Source organism: Streptomyces sp. NPDC056600, assembly GCF_042792855.1.
GTDB lineage: Bacteria > Actinomycetota > Actinomycetes > Streptomycetales > Streptomycetaceae > Streptomyces.
Window position 1 is genome coordinate 31,684 of sequence record NZ_JBHTVQ010000015.1, and the last position, 16,338, is coordinate 48,021.

Consider the following 16,338-nt stretch of genomic DNA (forward strand, 5'->3'; position numbering starts at 1 on the left):
GACACTCAGTGGAACTGACCGGCCTGGTAGTCGCCGCCGGGCTGCCGGGCGATGATGTTCAGCCGGTTCGCCGTGTTCATGAACGCGACCAGCAGGACCAGCGCGGCGAGCTGGTCCTCGTCGTGGTGGCGGGCGGCGCGCTCCCAGACCTCGTCGCTGACCCCCTCACCCGCGTCGGCGACCCGGGTGCCCTGTTCCGCGAGTGCCAGGGCGGCCCGCTCGGCCTCGGTGAAGACGGTCGCCTCCCGCCAGGCCGCCACCAGGTGCAGCCGCGGCGCCGTCTCGCCCGCCGCCTCCGCCTCCTTGGTGTGCATGTCGACGCAGGCGGCGCACCCGTTGATCTGGCTGACCCGCAGGGACACCAGCTCGTGCGTGGCCGCGGGCAGCGCCGACTCCTTGAGGGTCCTGCCCACGGCCATGAACTGCTTGAGTGCCTTCCCGGCGGTGGGGCTCGCGAAGTAGTTGAGCCGTGCGTCCATGGTGTGCTCCTTCGTCCTGGCGGCTGCGTTCCTTCATCCCCTGGGACGAGACGGCCCTCGTCCCTGTGACACGGCGGGGGTGTGGCCGCCAGGCCCGCGGGGGCCGCCATGTCCGCGGGGGGCCGCCGGTCCGCGGGCCGCCCACGCGAAGGGGGACGACGGCGCCCCTCGCGCAACTGCCGCGCCGGGCCCCGTCCGCAGGGCGGAAACCCTCTCGCGCCGCCCCGCGCCCGCCGCTAGCCTGCCCACTCGTGCAGACCACCTCGATCCTCCTCGACCGCCTTCACGACGCCGGACTGACCGACGTCACCTCCGTGGAACCGGTGGAGGGCGGCATGGCCGCGGTCGCCGGCCTCGCCGTCCGTCCGGGCGCCCCGCCGCTCTTCGTGAAGTCGTTCGCGGACATCCCGGCCGACGACCTGTTCGCGGCGGAGGCCGAAGGACTCGGCGCGCTGCGGGAGCGCGGCGCGTTGGCCACCCCTGACGTGGTGCTGGCGACCCGTGAGCTGCTGGTGCTGTCCGCGCTGGGTGAGCGCCCGGCCGGGGACGAGGCCTTCTGGGAGCGGCTGGCCCACGAGGTGGCGCGGCTGCACACCTCGACCGTGCACGACCGGTTCGGCTGGGAACGTGACAACTGGCTGGGGCGCTACCGCCAGGAGAACGCGTGGACCGACGACGGCTACGAGTTCTTCGCCCGGCGCCGGCTGCTGCGGTGGCTGCCGGAGCGCCGCGTCGAGGCGGCCCTGGGACCGGAGGACCGGCGGGCGCTGGAGCGGCTGTGCGAGCGGCTGCCCGAGTTGCTGCCGCCCCGGCCCGCCTGCCTGACCCACGGCGACCTCTGGGCGCAGAACGTCCTCGCCACCGGGGACGGCCGCCCCGCGCTGATCGACCCGGCCGTCTCCTACACGTGGGCCGAGGTCGACCTGGCGCACCTGTGGTGCTCCCCGCATCCGCCGGAGGCCGCGCGGTTCTTCGACGTGTACGCGGAGCTGACCGGGCTGGACGCCGGGTGGCGTGCCCGGATGCCGCTGATCCAGCTGCGGCAGTCCCTGGCCCTCGTCGCGATGTTCGACCACGACTGGGGCGCCGCGGACCAGATCCGCGCCCTGATCAAGCCGTTCCGCCACTGAGGTCCGGTTCGGCGTCGCGAGCCGGGTCGCGGGTCTTGCCCTCGGTCCGTGGCCTGGCGACGCCGTCGACCGCCACGCAGATGCCGAAGACCCGGTCGTGGCTTGTCCAGCCGTTGACGCGGCCGCGGTTGTTGCTGATCTGCACCCGCTTCCTGGCGGGGTCCACGGAGGACACCAGGTGGAGGTACACCGTCCCGGCGACGCGGGCGAGGACGACGTCCCCGACCTCGACCCTCGCCGGGTCGACCGGTGCGACGACCACCTGCTGACGGTTCCGTATCAGCGGCGTCATCGAGGCCCCGCTGGGCCGGAACGTCACGGTGGCCCCGCCTGCGACCCTCTGCGCGACGGCGTCCAATGCACCCATCCGAGGATCGTGGCAGGTTCCGCCACCGCGGCCCAGCGAATTGTTCACCATGGGGGCATGGAGACCGCCGGACGGATCATCGTCGCCCTGGACCACGACAACCGCGAGGACGCACGACGTGTCGTCGACACGCTCGGGGCCGAGTGCCGCTTCTACAAGGTGGGGCTCGAGCTGCTCACCACCGTGGGGCCCGATGTCGTGCGGGAGCTCGTCGCGCGGGGCAACGACGTGTTCCTGGACCTCAAGCTGTTCGAGATCCCGCACTCCGTGGCCGGAGCGGTCCGCGCCGCGGGAAGGCTGGGCGTCTCCATGGTGACCGTGCACGGCATGGGAGGGGCGGGCATCATGGCCGCCGCCGTAGACGCGGCACGTGACTTCCCGCGGCTGCGGGTGCTGGCGCTGACCGTCGTCACCAGCATGACCGACGCCGACCTCGCCGACGTCGGCGTGGCGGGCCCGACCGGTGGCCAGGTGCTCCGGCTGGCCCGCCTGGCCGAGCGGGCCGGATGCCACGGGGTGATCGCGTCGGCAGGTGAAGTGGCGGCCCTGCGCGCGTCGTTGCCCGACGACGCGCTGATCGTCACGCCGGGAGTGACGGTTCCCGGCGACGCTCCCGGCGACCACGCCCGGTCGGGCACGCCGGCCGCCGCGTTCGCCGCGGGCGCCTCCCACGTCGTCGTGGGGCGGGCCGTCACCCGAGCCGCTGACCCGGTGGCGGCCCTCCGCCGACTCCGGTCCCACTGACGGCCACCGCAGCCGGCGTACCGGCAACTCCCCTCACACCGCTCCGGGTTCCGCCGGGGACACCGGTCGCTCGAAGAAGGTCTCCAGGACCACCGTGGCCTGGGTCCCGCTGACCCCGTCGATCGCGTAGATCCGCCGCAGCACGTCCTGCAGCCCCTCGGTGGTGGCCGTCCTGACCTTCAGCAGCACCGACGCGCTGCCCGCGATGACGTGCGCCTCCACGACCTCGGGCAGCGCGGCGAAGGCCTCGGTCGAATCACCCATCCAGGAGGTCGAGTCGACCATCACGTAGGCCAGGATCCCGCTGCCCACCGCCGCCGGGTCCACCTCGACGGTGGTGCGCCGGATGACGCCTCGCTCCCGCAGCTTCCGCACGCGCTCGTGGGCCGCCCCGGCGGAGAGGCCGACGGCCTCCCCCAGCGCCGCGTAGGACCGGGTGGCGTCCTGCTGGAGCTGCGCCAGCAGCTGCCGATCGATGTGATCCACAACTCTCCATTCGACACCTTCTTGTGCTCACCATATCTGATCCTGCAATCATCGAACCAAGCCGAAAATGCTTCGGTCGGGCCGAGTGGCCCGGAGGGGGAGGACCAGCATGGCCAGTGAGCGCCCCGCGCTGTACGAGATGTTCGACGACCGGTTCCGCACCGGCCGGTGCATGAACGGTGACGCGGACCTGGAGGTCCTGTACACCGGCTGCCGCTGGGCCGAGGGCCCGGTCTACCTGCCCGCCTGGCGGCAGGTGATCTGGAGCGACATCCCCAACGACCGCATGCTGCGCTGGGACGAGGCGACCGGCGCCGTCGGCGTCTTCCGCAGCCCCGCCGGGCACGCCAACGGCAACACCCTCGACCGCGAGGGCCGGTTGATCTCCTGCGAGCAGGGCAACCGCCGGGTGACGCGGACCGAGCACGACGGCACGGTCACCGTCCTGGCCGACCGTTGGCAGGGCCGGCGTCTGAACAGTCCCAACGACGCGGCGGTCCGGTCCGACGGCTCCGTCTACTTCTCCGACCCCGACTTCGGCATCACGAGCGACTACGAGGGCCACCGCGCGGACAGCGAGATCGGCGCCCGCAACGTCTACCGCGTCGACCCGGACAGCGGGGAGGTGCGGCTGGTGGCCGACTGCTTCGGCGCGCCGAACGGTCTGGTGTTCTCGGCCGACGAGCGGCAGTTGTTCGTCTCGGACACCGGCGCCGGCTGCATCCGGGTCTTCGACGTCCGCGACGACGGTTCGCTGTCGGAGGGGCAGATCTTCGCCAAGGCCCAGGACCGGGAGAGCGCCCGTTTCGACAACCTCCGCTTCGACGACGAGGGCCGGCTCTGGGCCGCGGCGATGGACGACGGCGTGCACTGCTACGACCCGGACGGCACCCTGATCGGCCGGCTCGTCGTCCCCGAGGCGGTCTCCAACATCGCCTGGGGCGGGGCCAAGCGGAACCGCCTGTTCATCACCGCGGAGACCAGCCTCTACTCGGTGGTCATGGCCGTGACGGGCACCCACCCCACCGGCCCGGGGCGCCGGCCCTGGCCGGCGTCGGGGCGATAGTCCGGCACCCACGGGTCGGGGGCGACAGCCCGGCACCTCGCGCCCGGGCGACCACCCGGCGCCCTCCGGTCCGGGCCCGGAGCGTCGGCGCCCCAAGCCCGGGTCCAGGTCCGGGCCCGGGTCCAGGTCCGGGTCCGGGTCCGGGTCCGGGTCCGGCGGCTCAGACGTCTGCGGGGCGGCGGGACGCCGGCCTGCGCAGCAGCCACTGGCCCAAGGTACGGCGTGCCGGCCGCACCACGATCCGGCCGTGGGTCTTCTCCCCGACCAGCTCCACGCGCAGGACGGTCGGCACGCGCGCACCGGCCGGGTCCTGGCGGTGTACGACTCGGCAGTGGGCCAGCCGCATTCCGTCGGTGTCGACCTCGACCCCCGGCCTGGTGATCAGGGTCAGGGTCTTGCCCATCATCTTCACCTCGACGGACAGACGGTCGTGGGTGATCACCGCGTCGGTGAAGTCGAGGGTCAGGTGGCAGAAGGTCACCTCGAGTTCCATCCGGCGCGGCACCACCCAGCGACCCGTCCGCGAGATCGCGCCGCTGTGCACCTGCTTGATCCGGACGAGGTCCTTGGCCTCCTCCCCCACCGCGGCGCCGGCCGCGGTCGGCACGGGGGGCAGGTCGGCGGTGAGCGGGGCCAGGTCGCCGAGGGTCCGGGCGGAGAGGGCGATCTCCAGTCGCTCGTCCAGTTCCTCCGCCGTCAGCAGCCCGTCCCCCGCCGCGACGCGCAGCACGTCCACCACCCGGTCCCGGTCCGCGTGGGAGGCGCGCAGCTCGGGTGACGAGCCGGCTCCAAGGGGCTTTCCGGTGGGGGACATCTCACCCGACATGATCGCGTCCTGCTCCTGTCAGAAAGGGCCTCCGTCGCGAGACGCACAACGCCGCGACCGGAAGGCCAACGCTATAGCGCGACAGGGCCGGGGGTCACCGGGGCGGCCCCGGTCGACCGCGGCCGGGCCGGGCCGATCCCGTGATCACCGCAGCCACTTCCGCCCATGCCGTCCGTACCGTCCCGGTGGTGGCGCAATGCGCCTGTTGCGCGCTTCTCCTCGCTTGGTCACGTCCTGCGACGGTATCTACCGGGAGGTCCCCGGCCGCTGTACGATCCTCGCGGTGTCCACGGGCCGGGGGGTCCGGAGGCCGTGGGGGCTTCGACCGGGGGGTCATCGTGAGCGGTGGACGACGTGTGCGTGTACTGAGGCCCGGACAGCTCGGGGCGGAGGAGACCGAGACCTGGCGTGAGCTGCGGGCCACGTCGGGTGCGATCAGAAATCCCTTCATGGAGCCGGAGTTCGCCGTCGCCCTGGGGCAGGTCAGGCCCCAGGCCCGGGTGGCGGTGGTCGAGGAGAGGGACGGCGGAGGCGGAGACGGCGGGGAAATCGTCGGGTTCCTGCCCTTCGAACGCAGTCCGTGGAGCAGCGGACGGGCGCTGGGGCTCGGGGTCTCGGACCTCCAGGGGGCCGTGCTACGGCCCGGAACCGCCCTGGGCGCCGACGAGTTGTTGCGCGCCTGCTCGCTGAACAGTTTCACCTTCGACAACCTGGAGGACGGCCGGACGCCGTTCTCGGACCACGTCACCGCCTCCTACCCCTCCTTTGTCATTGATGTCGGGGAGGGCTACCCGGCCTATCTGGAGGTGCTGCGGGGCCGGTCTCCCAAGTTCCTGCGGACCACCCTGGCCAAGGAGCGCCGCCTGGGCCGGCAGATCGGGGATCTGCGGTTCGTCTTCGACGAACGGGACCCGCGGGCGCTGCGGACGCTGATGGCGTGGAAGTCGGCGCAGTACCGCCGGACCGGGCGGCGGGACCGGTTCGCGCAGGAATGGATCACCCGCCTGGTGCGGACACTGGCCGCGACCCGGGCGCGGGAGTGCGGGGGTGTGCTGTCGGTGCTCTACGCCGCCGACCGGCCGGTGGCCGCGCACTTCGGGCTGCGGTCCTCGACGGTGCTGGCGTGCTGGTTCCCGGCGTACGAACCGGAGTTGGCGAAGTACTCCCCGGGCCTGATCCTGCACCTGCGGATGGCCGAGGCGGCCGCCGGGGCGGGCATCGGGCTGCTGGACATGGGGCGGGGGGCCGCCGAGTACAAGGACGCGCTGAGGACGGGTGAGTCGACGGTCCACGAGGGGACCGTGATCCGGCCCGGGGTGGGGGCGGCGCTGCACTGGCTGGGGCACGAACCGGCCCGCCGGGCACACGGCTTCGTGCGGCGGCGTCCCCGGCTGCAGGCGCTGGCCGCGCGGAGCCTGAGGACGGTCGGAAGGCTGCGGGGCTGACGGCTCGCGCTCAGGCGGCCGCAGCGAGGAGCGACGACAAGGGGGACGCGCGTGACCCGTACGACCCAGCGGGAGATCGACAGATTCCTGGCCGTCCGCCCCGTCCAGGTGGTGGAGCTGGAACTGGGTGCGGAGGCGGAGACCGGCGACGGGGCCGCTCCGCCGCTGCTCCGCCCCGGCCCGGGCAGCCCGCCGCCCGGCCCCGGGGAGGTGTTCGCCCTGGTCCGGCACGGCGGCGTGCCGGTGGGAACACTGCTGGTGACGGTGGCGGAGGGCGCCGACCCGCGGGACGTGGTCGCCGAGGCCGCGCGACGGCTGCCGTCACCGCCGCCGGAGGAGTCACCTCCGCCGGAGAACGGTCTCCCGCCGGGCCGGCCGCCCCGCACCACCGTGGTCGTCGCCACGCGGGAGCGGGCGGAGCAGCTGGCCAGGGCGGTGGACTCGCTGCTCGCGCAGGACCACCCGGACTTCGACGTCGTCGTGGTGGACAACGCGCCCGTCACCGCGGCCACCCGGGAATTGGTCGAGGGGAGGTACAAGGAGCGCGTGCGGTACGTACGCGAACCCGTGCCGGGTCTGGCCCGGGCGCACAACGCCGGTCTGGCCGCGGCCTCGGGCGACGTGGTGGCGTTCACCGACGACGACGTGGTCGCCGACCCGCGCTGGCTGACGGAGCTGACCGCCCCGTTCTCCGCCGACTCCGCACTCGGCTGCACGACGGGGCTGATCCTCCCCGCCCGGCTGCGCACCCCGGCCCAAGTGCTGCTGGAGAGCAACGGCGGCTTCGCGAAGGGGTTCACGCCACGCGTGTACGACCCGGCCGACCCGCCCGCCGACGAGCCCTTGTTCCCGTTCACCGCGGGGAGGTTCGGCTCTGGTGCGGCCATGGCGTTCCGCACCACCGTGCTGCGCGCCGTCGGCGGCTTCGACCCGGCGACCGGTACCGGCACGCGGGCGAAGGGCGGCGACGACCTGTACGCCTTCGTGCGGGTGCTCGCCGAGGGCCACCGGTTGCGGTACGTGCCACGGGCGCTGGTCTGGCACCACCACCGGGAGACCTGGCGCGACCTGGAGAACCAGGCGTTCGGCTACGGCGCCGGGCTGACCGCCTACCTCACGGCGGTACTGGTCCGCCGCCCCGCTCTCCTGCCCGCGCTGCTGCGCCGGCTACCCGCCGGCCTCGCGTACGCCCGGCAGCTCACCGCCGCCCGCGACACGGGCGGCGGCACGGAGGGCGGCGGCTCGGACGGCTGGGGACCGGGCCGCGGGGACAGGGAGGGCGGCGGCGGCACGGAGAGGGCCGGTGCCGCGCCGGGCGGGCACGACGGGCGCGACCATCCCTGGCCCGGGCGGCTCTCCCGGCTTCAGCGCCGGGGCATGCTGTACGGGCCGCTGGGTTACGTCCGGGCCCGCCGCGCGCTGCGGCGGGCGGTGACCGCCCGGTGAGCCCGGCGCCGGCTCCGCGGACGGACGCCGTCCCGGTGCTGCTCTACCACGCGGTGATGGACGACCCACCCGGGTGGATCGCCGAATTCACCGTCTCCCCAGAGCAGTTCGCGGCGCACCTGCACGCCGTCGTGGACAGCGGCCGGACCCCCGTGACGGTGAGCGCGCTCGCCGACCATCTGGCGGGGCGCGCGCCGCTGCCGCCGCGGCCGGTGGTCCTCACCTTCGACGACGGCTTCGCCGACCTGCCCGGCCCGACGGCGGCGGCGCTGGCCGCGCGGAGCCTGCCGGGCACCGCGTACCTCACCACGGGGGCGATCACCCCGTCCGGCCGCAGCCTGCTGCCGCCCGCGCCGATGATGCGGCTGAAGGAGGCTCCGCTGCTGGAGCAGGCGGGCCTGGAGGTGGGCGGCCACACGGTGACCCACGCCCAGCTGGACACCCTGGGCCGCGACGCCCTGGAGCGCGAACTGCGCGACTCCAAGCAGGTGTTGGAGGACACGCTGGGGCACCCGGTCCGCCACCTCGCCTACCCCCACGGCTACAACAGCCGGGCCGTCCGCCGGGCGGCGGCGCGCAGCGGCTACGAGACGGCGGCCGCGGTCCGCCACGCGTTGAGTTCGCAGCGGGACGAGCGGTACCGCGTGGCGCGGCTCATCGTGCGGCGGAGCCACACCGCCGCCGACGTCGAGGCGTGGATGCGCGGGGAGGGCGCCCGGGTCGCGCCGTACCGGGACGGGGTGCTCACCGTCGGCTGGCGTTGGTACCGCCGGGCCCGTGCTGCCGTGCGGGGGCCCGAGTTCGCCGGGTGACCGGCGCCGGGAGCGACGTCACCGCGCCGGCTGGTGGAGGTAGGGGTCCGAGGCCAGCCGCCGCATCGCGTCCCAGGCGTCCTGGTCGGCCAGGGAGAGGTCGCAGTGCGGTCCGGGGTCACGCGAGTTCCACTGGAGCGCGGCCTTCACCCCGTCCAGTTCCCTGAGGACGTCCGGCACCTCGCGGTACCAGTCCGCCTGCCGTGACGGCCTCTGCGTGTCGTAGGCGGAGCCGAACTCGGAGAGCATCAGCGGCTTCTCGTCGGACAGATGGGTGCGGATCCAGCGGTGCACCGACCTCTGCGTCTCCGCGAAGGACATCCACCGCGTGTCGTGGCAGGTGAAGTAGTTGTACTGGTTGTAGCCGATCCAGTCGACGTAGTCGTCGCCCGGGTAGAGCTTCTCGATCAGGTCGTGGTGCCCCGGGTACCCCGTGGTGATCCACGTCCAGACGACGTTGTCCACGCCCAACTGCCGGAAGCGGTCGTGGATATGACGCCACGCGGCGACGAACTCCCCGGCGGTGCCGTTCTCCGGGACCCGGGTGTCCATCTCCAGGTCGAAGGAGAGGAACACCTTCCGCCCGTCGCCGCCCTCGCCGTACTCCTTGATCCGGCGCGCCTGCACGTCGATCACCTCGGCGTCGTACGTCCCGGCGGCGATGTCCGCCCACCGGGGCTGCTCCGCCTTGGTGCCGCCCCACACCTTGCTCTCCCAGGAGAGCAGCAGCATGCGGTCCTCGCCGAGGAGCCGTTCCTGCTCGGTGAGGAGCTGCCCCTCCAGGCGGCCGGAGGTCACCTCGGACATGTCGTGGTACGTGTACACGATGTCCAGGCGGCGGCCGATGCGCCGCTCGTACGCCTCGACCTTCTCCCGCAGGTTCGACTTCTCGTGCGGCACGAACGCGCCGAACCAGGCGCCGCAGCGCGGCTCGAGGAGGCCGGTGGCGGGCCCGCGGCACTCCGGGCCGGTGTCGGGCCGGTCGGCGCCGGCCCTGACGGCCAGGGTGGTGAGCAGCGAGGCGCAGACCGCGGCGACGGCGAGGACGGACCACCGACGGCGTCCGCGCGGGCCGCTCCACCGCGGCCGTGCGTGACGCGGGCCACGGGCGCCCGCCGCCCCCGCGGCCGGGGTGGCGCCCACCCCCGCGGTCGTGTCCGCAGCCGGGGTCGCGCCCGCGGCCGGGGCGTTGTCGTCCGCCGCAGCGTTGTGGTCCGCGGGGACGGCGTCGTCCGCCGGGGCGTTGTCGTCCACAGCGGTGGCGGCGTCGGCCGCGGTGGTGTCGGCGGCCTGGGGTCGGGGGCGACGGGGGAACCTCACGGAACCGGCCTTCCTCGGGCGTCCTCGGGTCAGGACGGGCGCGTCCTCGGGCAGTACGCGGCGAGCATGGTCATCACGGTGAGCAGCAGCAGCACGCGCCGCCCGCTGAAGGCCTGCGCGGCCAGCAGGGTGGTGGCCGTGACGGTGACGACGGCGAGGCTCACCAGCGGCACCAGGAGCAACCGCTCCAGCAGACCGGACCGGCCGGCGAAGCGTGGGTCCCAGCTGTCCTCCGGCCCCACGGCGGACGGGACGCGCAGCGCGGGCCACCAGATGCGCACCAGTGCGGCGCCGGGGCCGGCCGCGAGGAACACCGCCACGGCGGCGACACGTGCCGGGGAGCCGTCGGGCAGGGCGAGCGCGCCGACGGCCAGCCAGCCCGCGAAGGGCGGAAGCATCCGCGTCAGCAGTTCCCGCGCGGTCATCGGGCGTCCTCCTCGACAGCCCGGACGTCCAGCTCGTACACGGCGCCGGCCCGGTTGTGCGCCACCCGCCGGAAGTACGGGGAGGCGGCCACGGACTTCTCGACGCGCCGCCACTCGGCCTCGGTGAGCCGGCCGTTCATCTCGGCGTCGGCCCGCTGTCCCTGGGTGAGCAGGAGGTAGGCCCGGCCGGGTTCGGCGACGTCCTTCATGTCGAGGGCGAGCGTGCGGGCGGGCCGCGCGAGGATCCGCTCGACCTTCTCCCGGTCCTCCTCCAGGAACCAGTAGTGGTCGAGCCGCCAGTAATCCCCGTACGCGGACGGGTAGTTGCGGTTCGCGGCGGCGACCAGGGAGCCGTCGGGGGCGCTCTCGACGAGGTCGCCGACCAGAGCGGCCTCGGCGGGCGGGAAGTAGCTCAGCCGGTCCTTGCCCGCGTAGCTCGGCACGAAGGCGAGGGTGGCGGCCAGCACCACCGGCAGTGGCAGCCAGAGGAACCGCGCGGGTGCCGGGCGCGGCATCACCTCGCCCGGGACGCCGGTCCTGGGCAGCAGCGCGGCGGCAGCGAAGAGCACGGCGCCGGGCAGCATGAACATCAGCACCCGGAAGATCATCTCGCTGCCGTAGCCGTTGGCGGCGATCAGCAGCGGCGGGACGCCAGCGAGCAGCAGCAACGGCCGTGCGTGACGGCTCAGTTCGCGTCGGCGCAGCGCCCCGAGGAGCGCCAGCAGCAGCACCGTGCCGGACAGGCCGCGTGCCGCCCAGGAGGCGGTCACGGCTCCGGTCCCGGTGGGGGTGGTGCCGTAGCCGGTCTCGACGTTGGCGCCGATGTCGCCGACGGAGGCGAGCATCTCGGGCAGTGCGGCGGAGAGGAAGGGCAGCGAGGCGGTGAGGTTCCAGGCGGCGAAGAGGGCGACGGCGGCCAGGAACGGTACCCAGTCGCGGTGCCGGCGGGTGAGCGCGAGCACGCCGAGCGAAAGGATCAGGACCACCGGCGTGAGCTGGTGGGAGAGCACCACGGGGACCATGACGGTGATCAGCACCGTGGTCCACACGGCCTGCCGGGGGCCGCGCTGCCGCGCCCCGGGGAACCGGCGCAGCACCAGGGCGATCACCGTGAGGTGCAGGGTGAGGGCGAGGGACTGCGGCGAGAAGTAGTCCTGGCCGACCCAGTTGCCGACGCAGAAGAGCCAGACGCCGGTCCAGATCAGCCGCCGGTCCTGGGTGAACGTGCGGTAGATCAGCACCAGCGGGGCCAGTACGAGGACGCTGGAGACCAGCGGCCACCAGCTCATCAGGGTGAGCGTGTTCTCCACGCCGGCCAGGCGGACCGCGGCGGCCTGGGCGGCGAAGAAGCCGGGCCACTGGTCGTACACGGCCATGTCGCCGAGTTCGGCGCCGGTCCGCAGGCCGCCCTCGGTGAGCAGGTGACCGACGACGGCGTCGTGCTTCCACGCCCAGGCGTAGAGCGGGGTCGGGTAGACGAGGGCCTGGGTGGCGCGCTGCACGACCAGCAGGCCGAGCACGTACGCCAGGCACCAGCCGTCGGCGCGGTCGGGGCGGCGGACGGTGAACCAGAACCCGGCGGCCAGCACCGCGAGCCCCGCCCAGTAGGCCGGGTGCACGGCGGTGACCAGGCCGAAGTCGTCCAGTGCCGTCACGTCGGTGGCCCGCACGGCGTACACCCACAGTGCGAGCGCGGCGGCCAGGGGGCCGGCGGGCCACACGGCGCTCCACCGGCGGCGCGCGGTGGAGCGCGGGCCGGGACCGCCGGAGGGGCCCCGGGGGGCGGCCTCGGGGGCGCGGGGGTCCGTGCCGTCGGACGCGGCGGCCTCCACCGGGCTAGCGGCCCTCTTGGGGCCCCCGGCGCCTGCCGGGCCGCTGCCTCTGTCACGTCTGTCGTCCTCGGGGCCCGGCACGGCTGTCCGGCCCGTTGTCACTGTCGGTCGCACGGTCCCCCCGGCGGCTGTCGTCGGTGCGGCTTCTGTCGGCGTGGTGCTGGTCGTGCTGGTCGTGCTGGTCGGCGCGGCCATGGCCGGGCGCGGTTCCGGTGCCCCGCCCAGGCCGGGCCGGGCCGTTCCGCTCCGTTCCGGTGGCCGGCTCCCGCTGGTCGGCCTCGCCGGTGTTCCGTCCCGCCCGGTTGCGTCGGTCCGGGCCGGTGACGGCAGTGTGGCTCCGGGCGTCGTTGCGGACAGGTCGCGTCCGCCCGCTCGCCGTCGATTCCGGGCGCCGTCGATTCGGTCGCGGTCGCTCCGGTCACGTCGGTCGCCCCCGCCAACGTGTGGCCCCCCAACGTGTCGGTCCCGCCCCGTGGTTCAGTCGCCGCCTCTTCCCTGCCTGGGTATGCGCGGGGCGGGCGGTCCGGTGGCCGGGGGCCGGGCGCGGGCTCCGCGACGGGCGAGGGCGCCCGCCGCGGCGAAGAGCAGCAGGGCGGCGAGGAGTGCCGGCGCCACGGGGGCGAGGGCCTCACGCACCGCCCAGGTGAGGACCGCGGCCGGCCACAGCAGCCACCAGCAGGTCTCCGTCGGCAGCCGCAGCGCCCACCGCAGCACCAGCCACAGCGGAACCAGGCCGAGCACCAGGAAGGCGTACGGCGCCCAGAGCGACACCTCGCCGAGGGGGCCGTCGGACGGGCCTGGCCACCAGCCGGCGCGCACCGCGGGCGGTTCCGTGCCGAGCGCCACGGGCGCGGCGTGGAGCGCGAGGACCAGGGCGGCGAGCGCGGCGGCCGCGAGCGGGCCGTCGGCGGGGACGCGGAGGGTCAGCGCGGCGACGTACACCAGCAGCATCAGCACCGCGGCGGCCAGTGCGATGCCGGGCAGCGCGGCCAGCACCTCCCCCGCGGTGCGGTCGCCGTCGACGGTCCGGACCCGCCCGGCGCCGCGCGGGTCGTCCTCCAGCCACGGCAGGTGGCGCAGGGCGGCGGCGTAGAAGACCCCGGCGGAGCCCAGCAGCCACCACAGGGCGACCCGCAGCCCCCGCTCCCCCCGAGGCCCGGACGACGACGCCCGCACCAGCGCGACGGCCCTGCGGTGGGCGGCCCGCACGGCGGAGCGGGGCGCGGGGGACGGACGTTCACCCTCCTCGCCCCGCAACGCGGCCCGCAGCCCCGGCACGCACAGCAGCGCGACCGCGGTCATGCTCAGCAGCACGCCCCAGCCGGCGCCGTCGATGCCCGCCGGGGTGAGCAGGAGGGCGGCGGAGCCGAGGACCAGCACGCACATCACGCCCTGCACCAGGGCCAGCATCGCGGTGCGGCCGGCCACCCGCAGCACCCCGATGTACAGCTCGACGGCGACCCGGGGCAGCGCGGCGGCGGCCAGCAGCCGCAGCACCGTGGAGCCCCGGTCCGCGTAGTCCGCGCCGAACGGGGCGAGCACCAGCGGCGCGAAGAGGGCCAGCACGGCCACCACCGGCACCAGCAGCACGGCCATCCTCCGCAGCGCGCCCCGCACGCCGTCGGCGAGGGCGCGGGGGTCGCGGGAGGCGTGGGCGGTGAGCGAGGACGCCATGTTGATGGCGAGGAACTCCATGGTGCCGCCGACGGTGTAGGCGACGTAGAAGTAGCCGTTCTCGGCCGCGCTGAGGCGCACCGCCACCATCACCGGCAGCAGGTTGATCATCAGCAGGCTGAACATGGCGCCGACGGAGTCGCCGGCGATGAACCGCCCGACGGCCCGCAGGGTGGGCGGTGGGCGGTGACCGTCGGCGGCGGCCTGCCGCGGGATCAGCCGCCGGAACACCAGCCAGCCGAGCGGCACGGTGGACAGCGCGATCGCCGCGCCCCAGGAGACGAACACGCCGAGCACCGGCATCGTCCCGGCGAGGACGACCAGCAGCACCAGTTTGCCCAGCGAGAACACCGCGTTGCCGAGCGGCACCCAGACCGCCTCGCGCAGCCCGGTGAGCACCCCGTCCTGGAGGGTGAGGATCGCCCACGCGACGCACGAGGCGACGAAGAGGACCCCGGCCACCGGTGTGCCGAGCGGCGCGTACGAGGGCCCCCAGAGGTCGAGGGTGAGCAGGAAGACGACACCGGCGACGGTCACCACCAGTGAGCTGACGGCGTAGGCGCGCAGCACCAGGGATCCGGTGGCGCGTCCGGCGCGCGGCACGAAGCGGACCACGGCGCCGATCATGGTGGTGGCGGTGATGCTCGCGAGCAGGCGCATGGCGGCGACGGCGGCCGAGCCCTGGCCGACCGCCTCCTGGGAGTAGTGACGTGCCGCGACCAGCCAGAAGGCGAGGCCGAGCACGGCGGACACGCCCGTGCTGAGCATCAGGAAGTACGCGTTCCTGAACAGGGAGTCGCCGCCCGTCGCGTCGTGTTCCGGGCGCGGACGCCGCGAAGGCCACCGGGTCCGGCCGGGGTCCTCCGTGACGTCCGCCGCCTCCTGGATGTCAGCCACCGCCGCCCCCTGTTCCGGGGACCGCGTCGGGGCGCCCGGCGGCCGGCGTCCCGGCGGGTGCCACGCCGGCCCGCCGCAGTACGGCGATCGCCTCGGCGGCGCGCAGCGGGTCCACCGGCAGCGCGTGCCGGGCGAAACGGCGGGCGGGACCGGGCCGGGGCGAGAGACCGGTGAACTCGGAGCCCGCGTAGTCGTCCAGCGGGGGGTCATAGAGGTACCCGGTGACGATGCCGTGGCGGGCCAGCGCGGCGACGGCGGCGTCCCGGTCGTCGACCAGCAACGGCACCCGGAACAGCGGCTGGACGGGCCCCGTCGCGGTGCGCGGCGCGGCCCACTCGGTGTCCAGCAGCCGTGCGGCGCCCTCGCGGTGGGCGTGCAGCACCTCGTCGAGGCGGGCGAATCTTCGCGTGATGCGGCGGACGCGGAGCGGGCCGGGCGCGAGGCGGTAGTCGTGCATGTCGACCCGCACCCACGAGTGGTGCGCGGTGATCCCCGGGGCGCCGGCCGTCGCCCTCGCCAGTTCCCCGGCGCGCAGCGGCATCCGGATGCCGTCGCGTTCGCTCAGTCCGAGCATCCGCAGGGTGGCCCGGGCCGCCCGACGCAGCCCCAGTCCTCGCACCGTCGCCTCCGCGTACGGGCGTGCGGTGTAGGCGAGTTCGGCGGCCCAGCGGGACGGTTCCAGCAGCTCGTCGCGCGCCCGGACCAGTTCCTCGCGCAGCGCCGGGTCGTCGTCGAAGGCCAGGAAGCCCCCGGCCTTCGCGCCCACGTGCTTGGAGAGGCTGAACGCCGCCGCGGTGCCGAAGGACCCCACCGGCCGTCCGCCCACCTCGCTGCCGATCGCGTGCGCGGCGTCCTCGATCAGCGGGATGCCCGAACGGTCGCACCGCGCGCGGAGTGCGGGCGCCGGGTCCGGGTTCCCGTACAGGTTCGTGGTCAGCACGCCGGCCAGCCCGCGCCAGGTCTCCTCGTCGACCGCGGCCACGTCGAGGGATCCGTCACGCGGGTCCAACGGCGCCTGCACGGGCCGGAGTCCGGCCGCCAGCACGACGAAGAGGATGACGTCGTCGTTGACCGGCGACATCAGCACCCTGCCTCCTGGCCGGCACCAGCGCCGCAGCGCCAGGTACAGGCCGAGACGGCACGACGGAACGTAGATGCATTCACGGCCCAGACGTCTGCGCATCGCGTCTTCCAGCAGGTCCAGCCGGATACCCGATCGCGCCCCCGCCCCGCCGACCACCCCTATGGTCATGCGCCCCCCGGCGACGTGCCGCACGGGAAACCTCCCCTGGCCCCCTGGCACGACGCCAAGGCTCCCCCACGGGACCAACCCCGTCAAGAGCGCCCTATAAGGGCAACTCAGCTCTTATGCAGTGCAGTTGGGACAGT

The 16,338-nt window shown here is 74.5% G+C and carries 15 protein-coding genes; 6 read left to right on the forward strand and 9 right to left on the reverse strand.

Translation table 11 applies throughout. The annotated features are described in order from the left end of the window. Positions 1-5 precede the first annotated feature (5 nt). On the reverse strand, positions 6-479 hold the full coding sequence (locus tag ACFRAV_RS10490) for a carboxymuconolactone decarboxylase family protein (RefSeq protein WP_382553519.1): 474 nt from the start codon (positions 477-479) through the stop codon (positions 6-8). Positions 480-730: 251 nt separating this feature from the next. On the opposite strand from ACFRAV_RS10490, the gene ACFRAV_RS10495 reads away from it, so the two are divergent. Beyond that, positions 731-1,609: a fructosamine kinase family protein gene (locus tag ACFRAV_RS10495; RefSeq protein WP_382553521.1), complete on the forward strand. Its 879-nt coding sequence runs from the start codon at positions 731-733 to the stop codon at positions 1,607-1,609. On the opposite strand, the gene ACFRAV_RS10500 is transcribed toward ACFRAV_RS10495, so the two are convergent. After that, positions 1,590-1,976, reverse strand: coding sequence for a S24/S26 family peptidase (locus tag ACFRAV_RS10500; RefSeq protein ID WP_382553524.1), 387 nt, complete (start codon positions 1,974-1,976; stop codon positions 1,590-1,592). The two genes, ACFRAV_RS10495 and ACFRAV_RS10500, sit on opposite strands and share 20 nt — an antisense overlap. 57 nt (positions 1,977-2,033) lie before the next feature. Between ACFRAV_RS10500 and pyrF the strand changes: the two genes are divergently transcribed. Further along, on the forward strand, positions 2,034-2,720 hold the full coding sequence (gene pyrF / locus ACFRAV_RS10505) for an orotidine-5'-phosphate decarboxylase (RefSeq protein ID WP_382553526.1): 687 nt from the start codon (positions 2,034-2,036) through the stop codon (positions 2,718-2,720). A gap of 33 nt (positions 2,721-2,753) precedes the next feature. Here pyrF and ACFRAV_RS10510 read toward each other — a convergent pair whose 3' ends face one another. Next, positions 2,754-3,206, reverse strand: a complete 453-nt coding sequence (locus ACFRAV_RS10510; protein WP_382553529.1) for an Lrp/AsnC family transcriptional regulator — start codon at positions 3,204-3,206, stop codon at positions 2,754-2,756. A gap of 109 nt (positions 3,207-3,315) precedes the next feature. Here ACFRAV_RS10510 and ACFRAV_RS10515 point away from each other — a divergent pair, with 109 nt between their 5' ends. After that, complete coding sequence (locus tag ACFRAV_RS10515; RefSeq protein WP_382553531.1) at positions 3,316-4,272, forward strand: SMP-30/gluconolactonase/LRE family protein; 957 nt, start codon at positions 3,316-3,318, stop codon at positions 4,270-4,272. 160 nt (positions 4,273-4,432) lie between these two features. Here the strand turns inward: ACFRAV_RS10515 and ACFRAV_RS10520 are convergent, their stop codons facing one another. Beyond that, the gene (locus ACFRAV_RS10520) at positions 4,433-5,098 is read right to left on the reverse strand and encodes a DUF1707 domain-containing protein (protein WP_382553534.1); all 666 of its coding nucleotides are present in this window, start codon (positions 5,096-5,098) and stop codon (positions 4,433-4,435) included. A 356-nt stretch (positions 5,099-5,454) separates the two neighbouring features. Here ACFRAV_RS10520 and ACFRAV_RS10525 point away from each other — a divergent pair, with 356 nt between their 5' ends. Genes ACFRAV_RS10525 through ACFRAV_RS10535 form a run of 3 tightly spaced genes read left to right on the forward strand, consistent with a single transcriptional unit; the run spans position 5,455 to position 8,801 of the window. Beyond that, on the forward strand, positions 5,455-6,543 hold the full coding sequence (locus tag ACFRAV_RS10525) for a GNAT family N-acetyltransferase (protein WP_382553536.1): 1,089 nt from the start codon (positions 5,455-5,457) through the stop codon (positions 6,541-6,543). Between the two features lie 51 nt (positions 6,544-6,594). After that, the gene (locus ACFRAV_RS10530; RefSeq protein WP_382553538.1) at positions 6,595-7,989 is read left to right on the forward strand and encodes a glycosyltransferase; all 1,395 of its coding nucleotides are present in this window, start codon (positions 6,595-6,597) and stop codon (positions 7,987-7,989) included. A 56-nt stretch (positions 7,990-8,045) separates the two neighbouring features. Beyond that, complete coding sequence (locus ACFRAV_RS10535; protein ID WP_382553666.1) at positions 8,046-8,801, forward strand: polysaccharide deacetylase family protein; 756 nt, start codon at positions 8,046-8,048, stop codon at positions 8,799-8,801. Between the two features lie 18 nt (positions 8,802-8,819). On the opposite strand, the gene ACFRAV_RS10540 is transcribed toward ACFRAV_RS10535, so the two are convergent. From ACFRAV_RS10540 to ACFRAV_RS10560, 5 genes are all read right to left on the reverse strand, one after another. Then, positions 8,820-10,121, reverse strand: a complete 1,302-nt coding sequence (locus tag ACFRAV_RS10540) for a glycoside hydrolase family 26 protein (protein ID WP_382553541.1) — start codon at positions 10,119-10,121, stop codon at positions 8,820-8,822. Between the two features lie 29 nt (positions 10,122-10,150). Then, entirely contained in the window at positions 10,151-10,546 is a 396-nt protein-coding gene (locus ACFRAV_RS10545; protein ID WP_382553542.1) for a hypothetical protein, read from the reverse strand. Continuing rightward, on the reverse strand, positions 10,543-12,378 hold the full coding sequence (locus ACFRAV_RS10550) for a glycosyltransferase (RefSeq protein WP_382553545.1): 1,836 nt from the start codon (positions 12,376-12,378) through the stop codon (positions 10,543-10,545). Before ACFRAV_RS10550 ends, ACFRAV_RS10545 begins: the two co-directional genes overlap by 4 nt. Positions 12,379-12,855: 477 nt before the next feature. Then, the gene (locus ACFRAV_RS10555; RefSeq protein WP_382553668.1) at positions 12,856-14,820 is read right to left on the reverse strand and encodes a lipopolysaccharide biosynthesis protein; all 1,965 of its coding nucleotides are present in this window, start codon (positions 14,818-14,820) and stop codon (positions 12,856-12,858) included. Between the two features lie 121 nt (positions 14,821-14,941). After that, positions 14,942-16,201: a DegT/DnrJ/EryC1/StrS family aminotransferase gene (locus ACFRAV_RS10560; RefSeq protein WP_382553547.1), complete on the reverse strand. Its 1,260-nt coding sequence runs from the start codon at positions 16,199-16,201 to the stop codon at positions 14,942-14,944. Between the last annotated feature and the right edge of the window lie 137 nt (positions 16,202-16,338).

Coding starts and splice junctions, on each gene's coding strand:
- ACFRAV_RS10490 (WP_382553519.1), bottom strand. CDS start 479: ATGGACGCACGGCTCAACTACTTCGCGAGCCCCACCGCCGGGAAGGCA.
- pyrF (WP_382553526.1), top strand. CDS start 2,034: ATGGAGACCGCCGGACGGATCATCGTCGCCCTGGACCACGACAACCGC.
- ACFRAV_RS10555 (WP_382553668.1), bottom strand. CDS start 14,820: ATGCTCAGCACGGGCGTGTCCGCCGTGCTCGGCCTCGCCTTCTGGCTG.
- ACFRAV_RS10560 (WP_382553547.1), bottom strand. CDS start 16,201: ATGACCATAGGGGTGGTCGGCGGGGCGGGGGCGCGATCGGGTATCCGG.
- ACFRAV_RS10545 (WP_382553542.1), bottom strand. CDS start 10,546: ATGACCGCGCGGGAACTGCTGACGCGGATGCTTCCGCCCTTCGCGGGC.
- ACFRAV_RS10520 (WP_382553534.1), bottom strand. CDS start 5,098: ATGTCGGGTGAGATGTCCCCCACCGGAAAGCCCCTTGGAGCCGGCTCG.
- ACFRAV_RS10500 (WP_382553524.1), bottom strand. CDS start 1,976: ATGGGTGCATTGGACGCCGTCGCGCAGAGGGTCGCAGGCGGGGCCACC.
- ACFRAV_RS10515 (WP_382553531.1), top strand. CDS start 3,316: ATGGCCAGTGAGCGCCCCGCGCTGTACGAGATGTTCGACGACCGGTTC.
- ACFRAV_RS10535 (WP_382553666.1), top strand. CDS start 8,046: ATGGACGACCCACCCGGGTGGATCGCCGAATTCACCGTCTCCCCAGAG.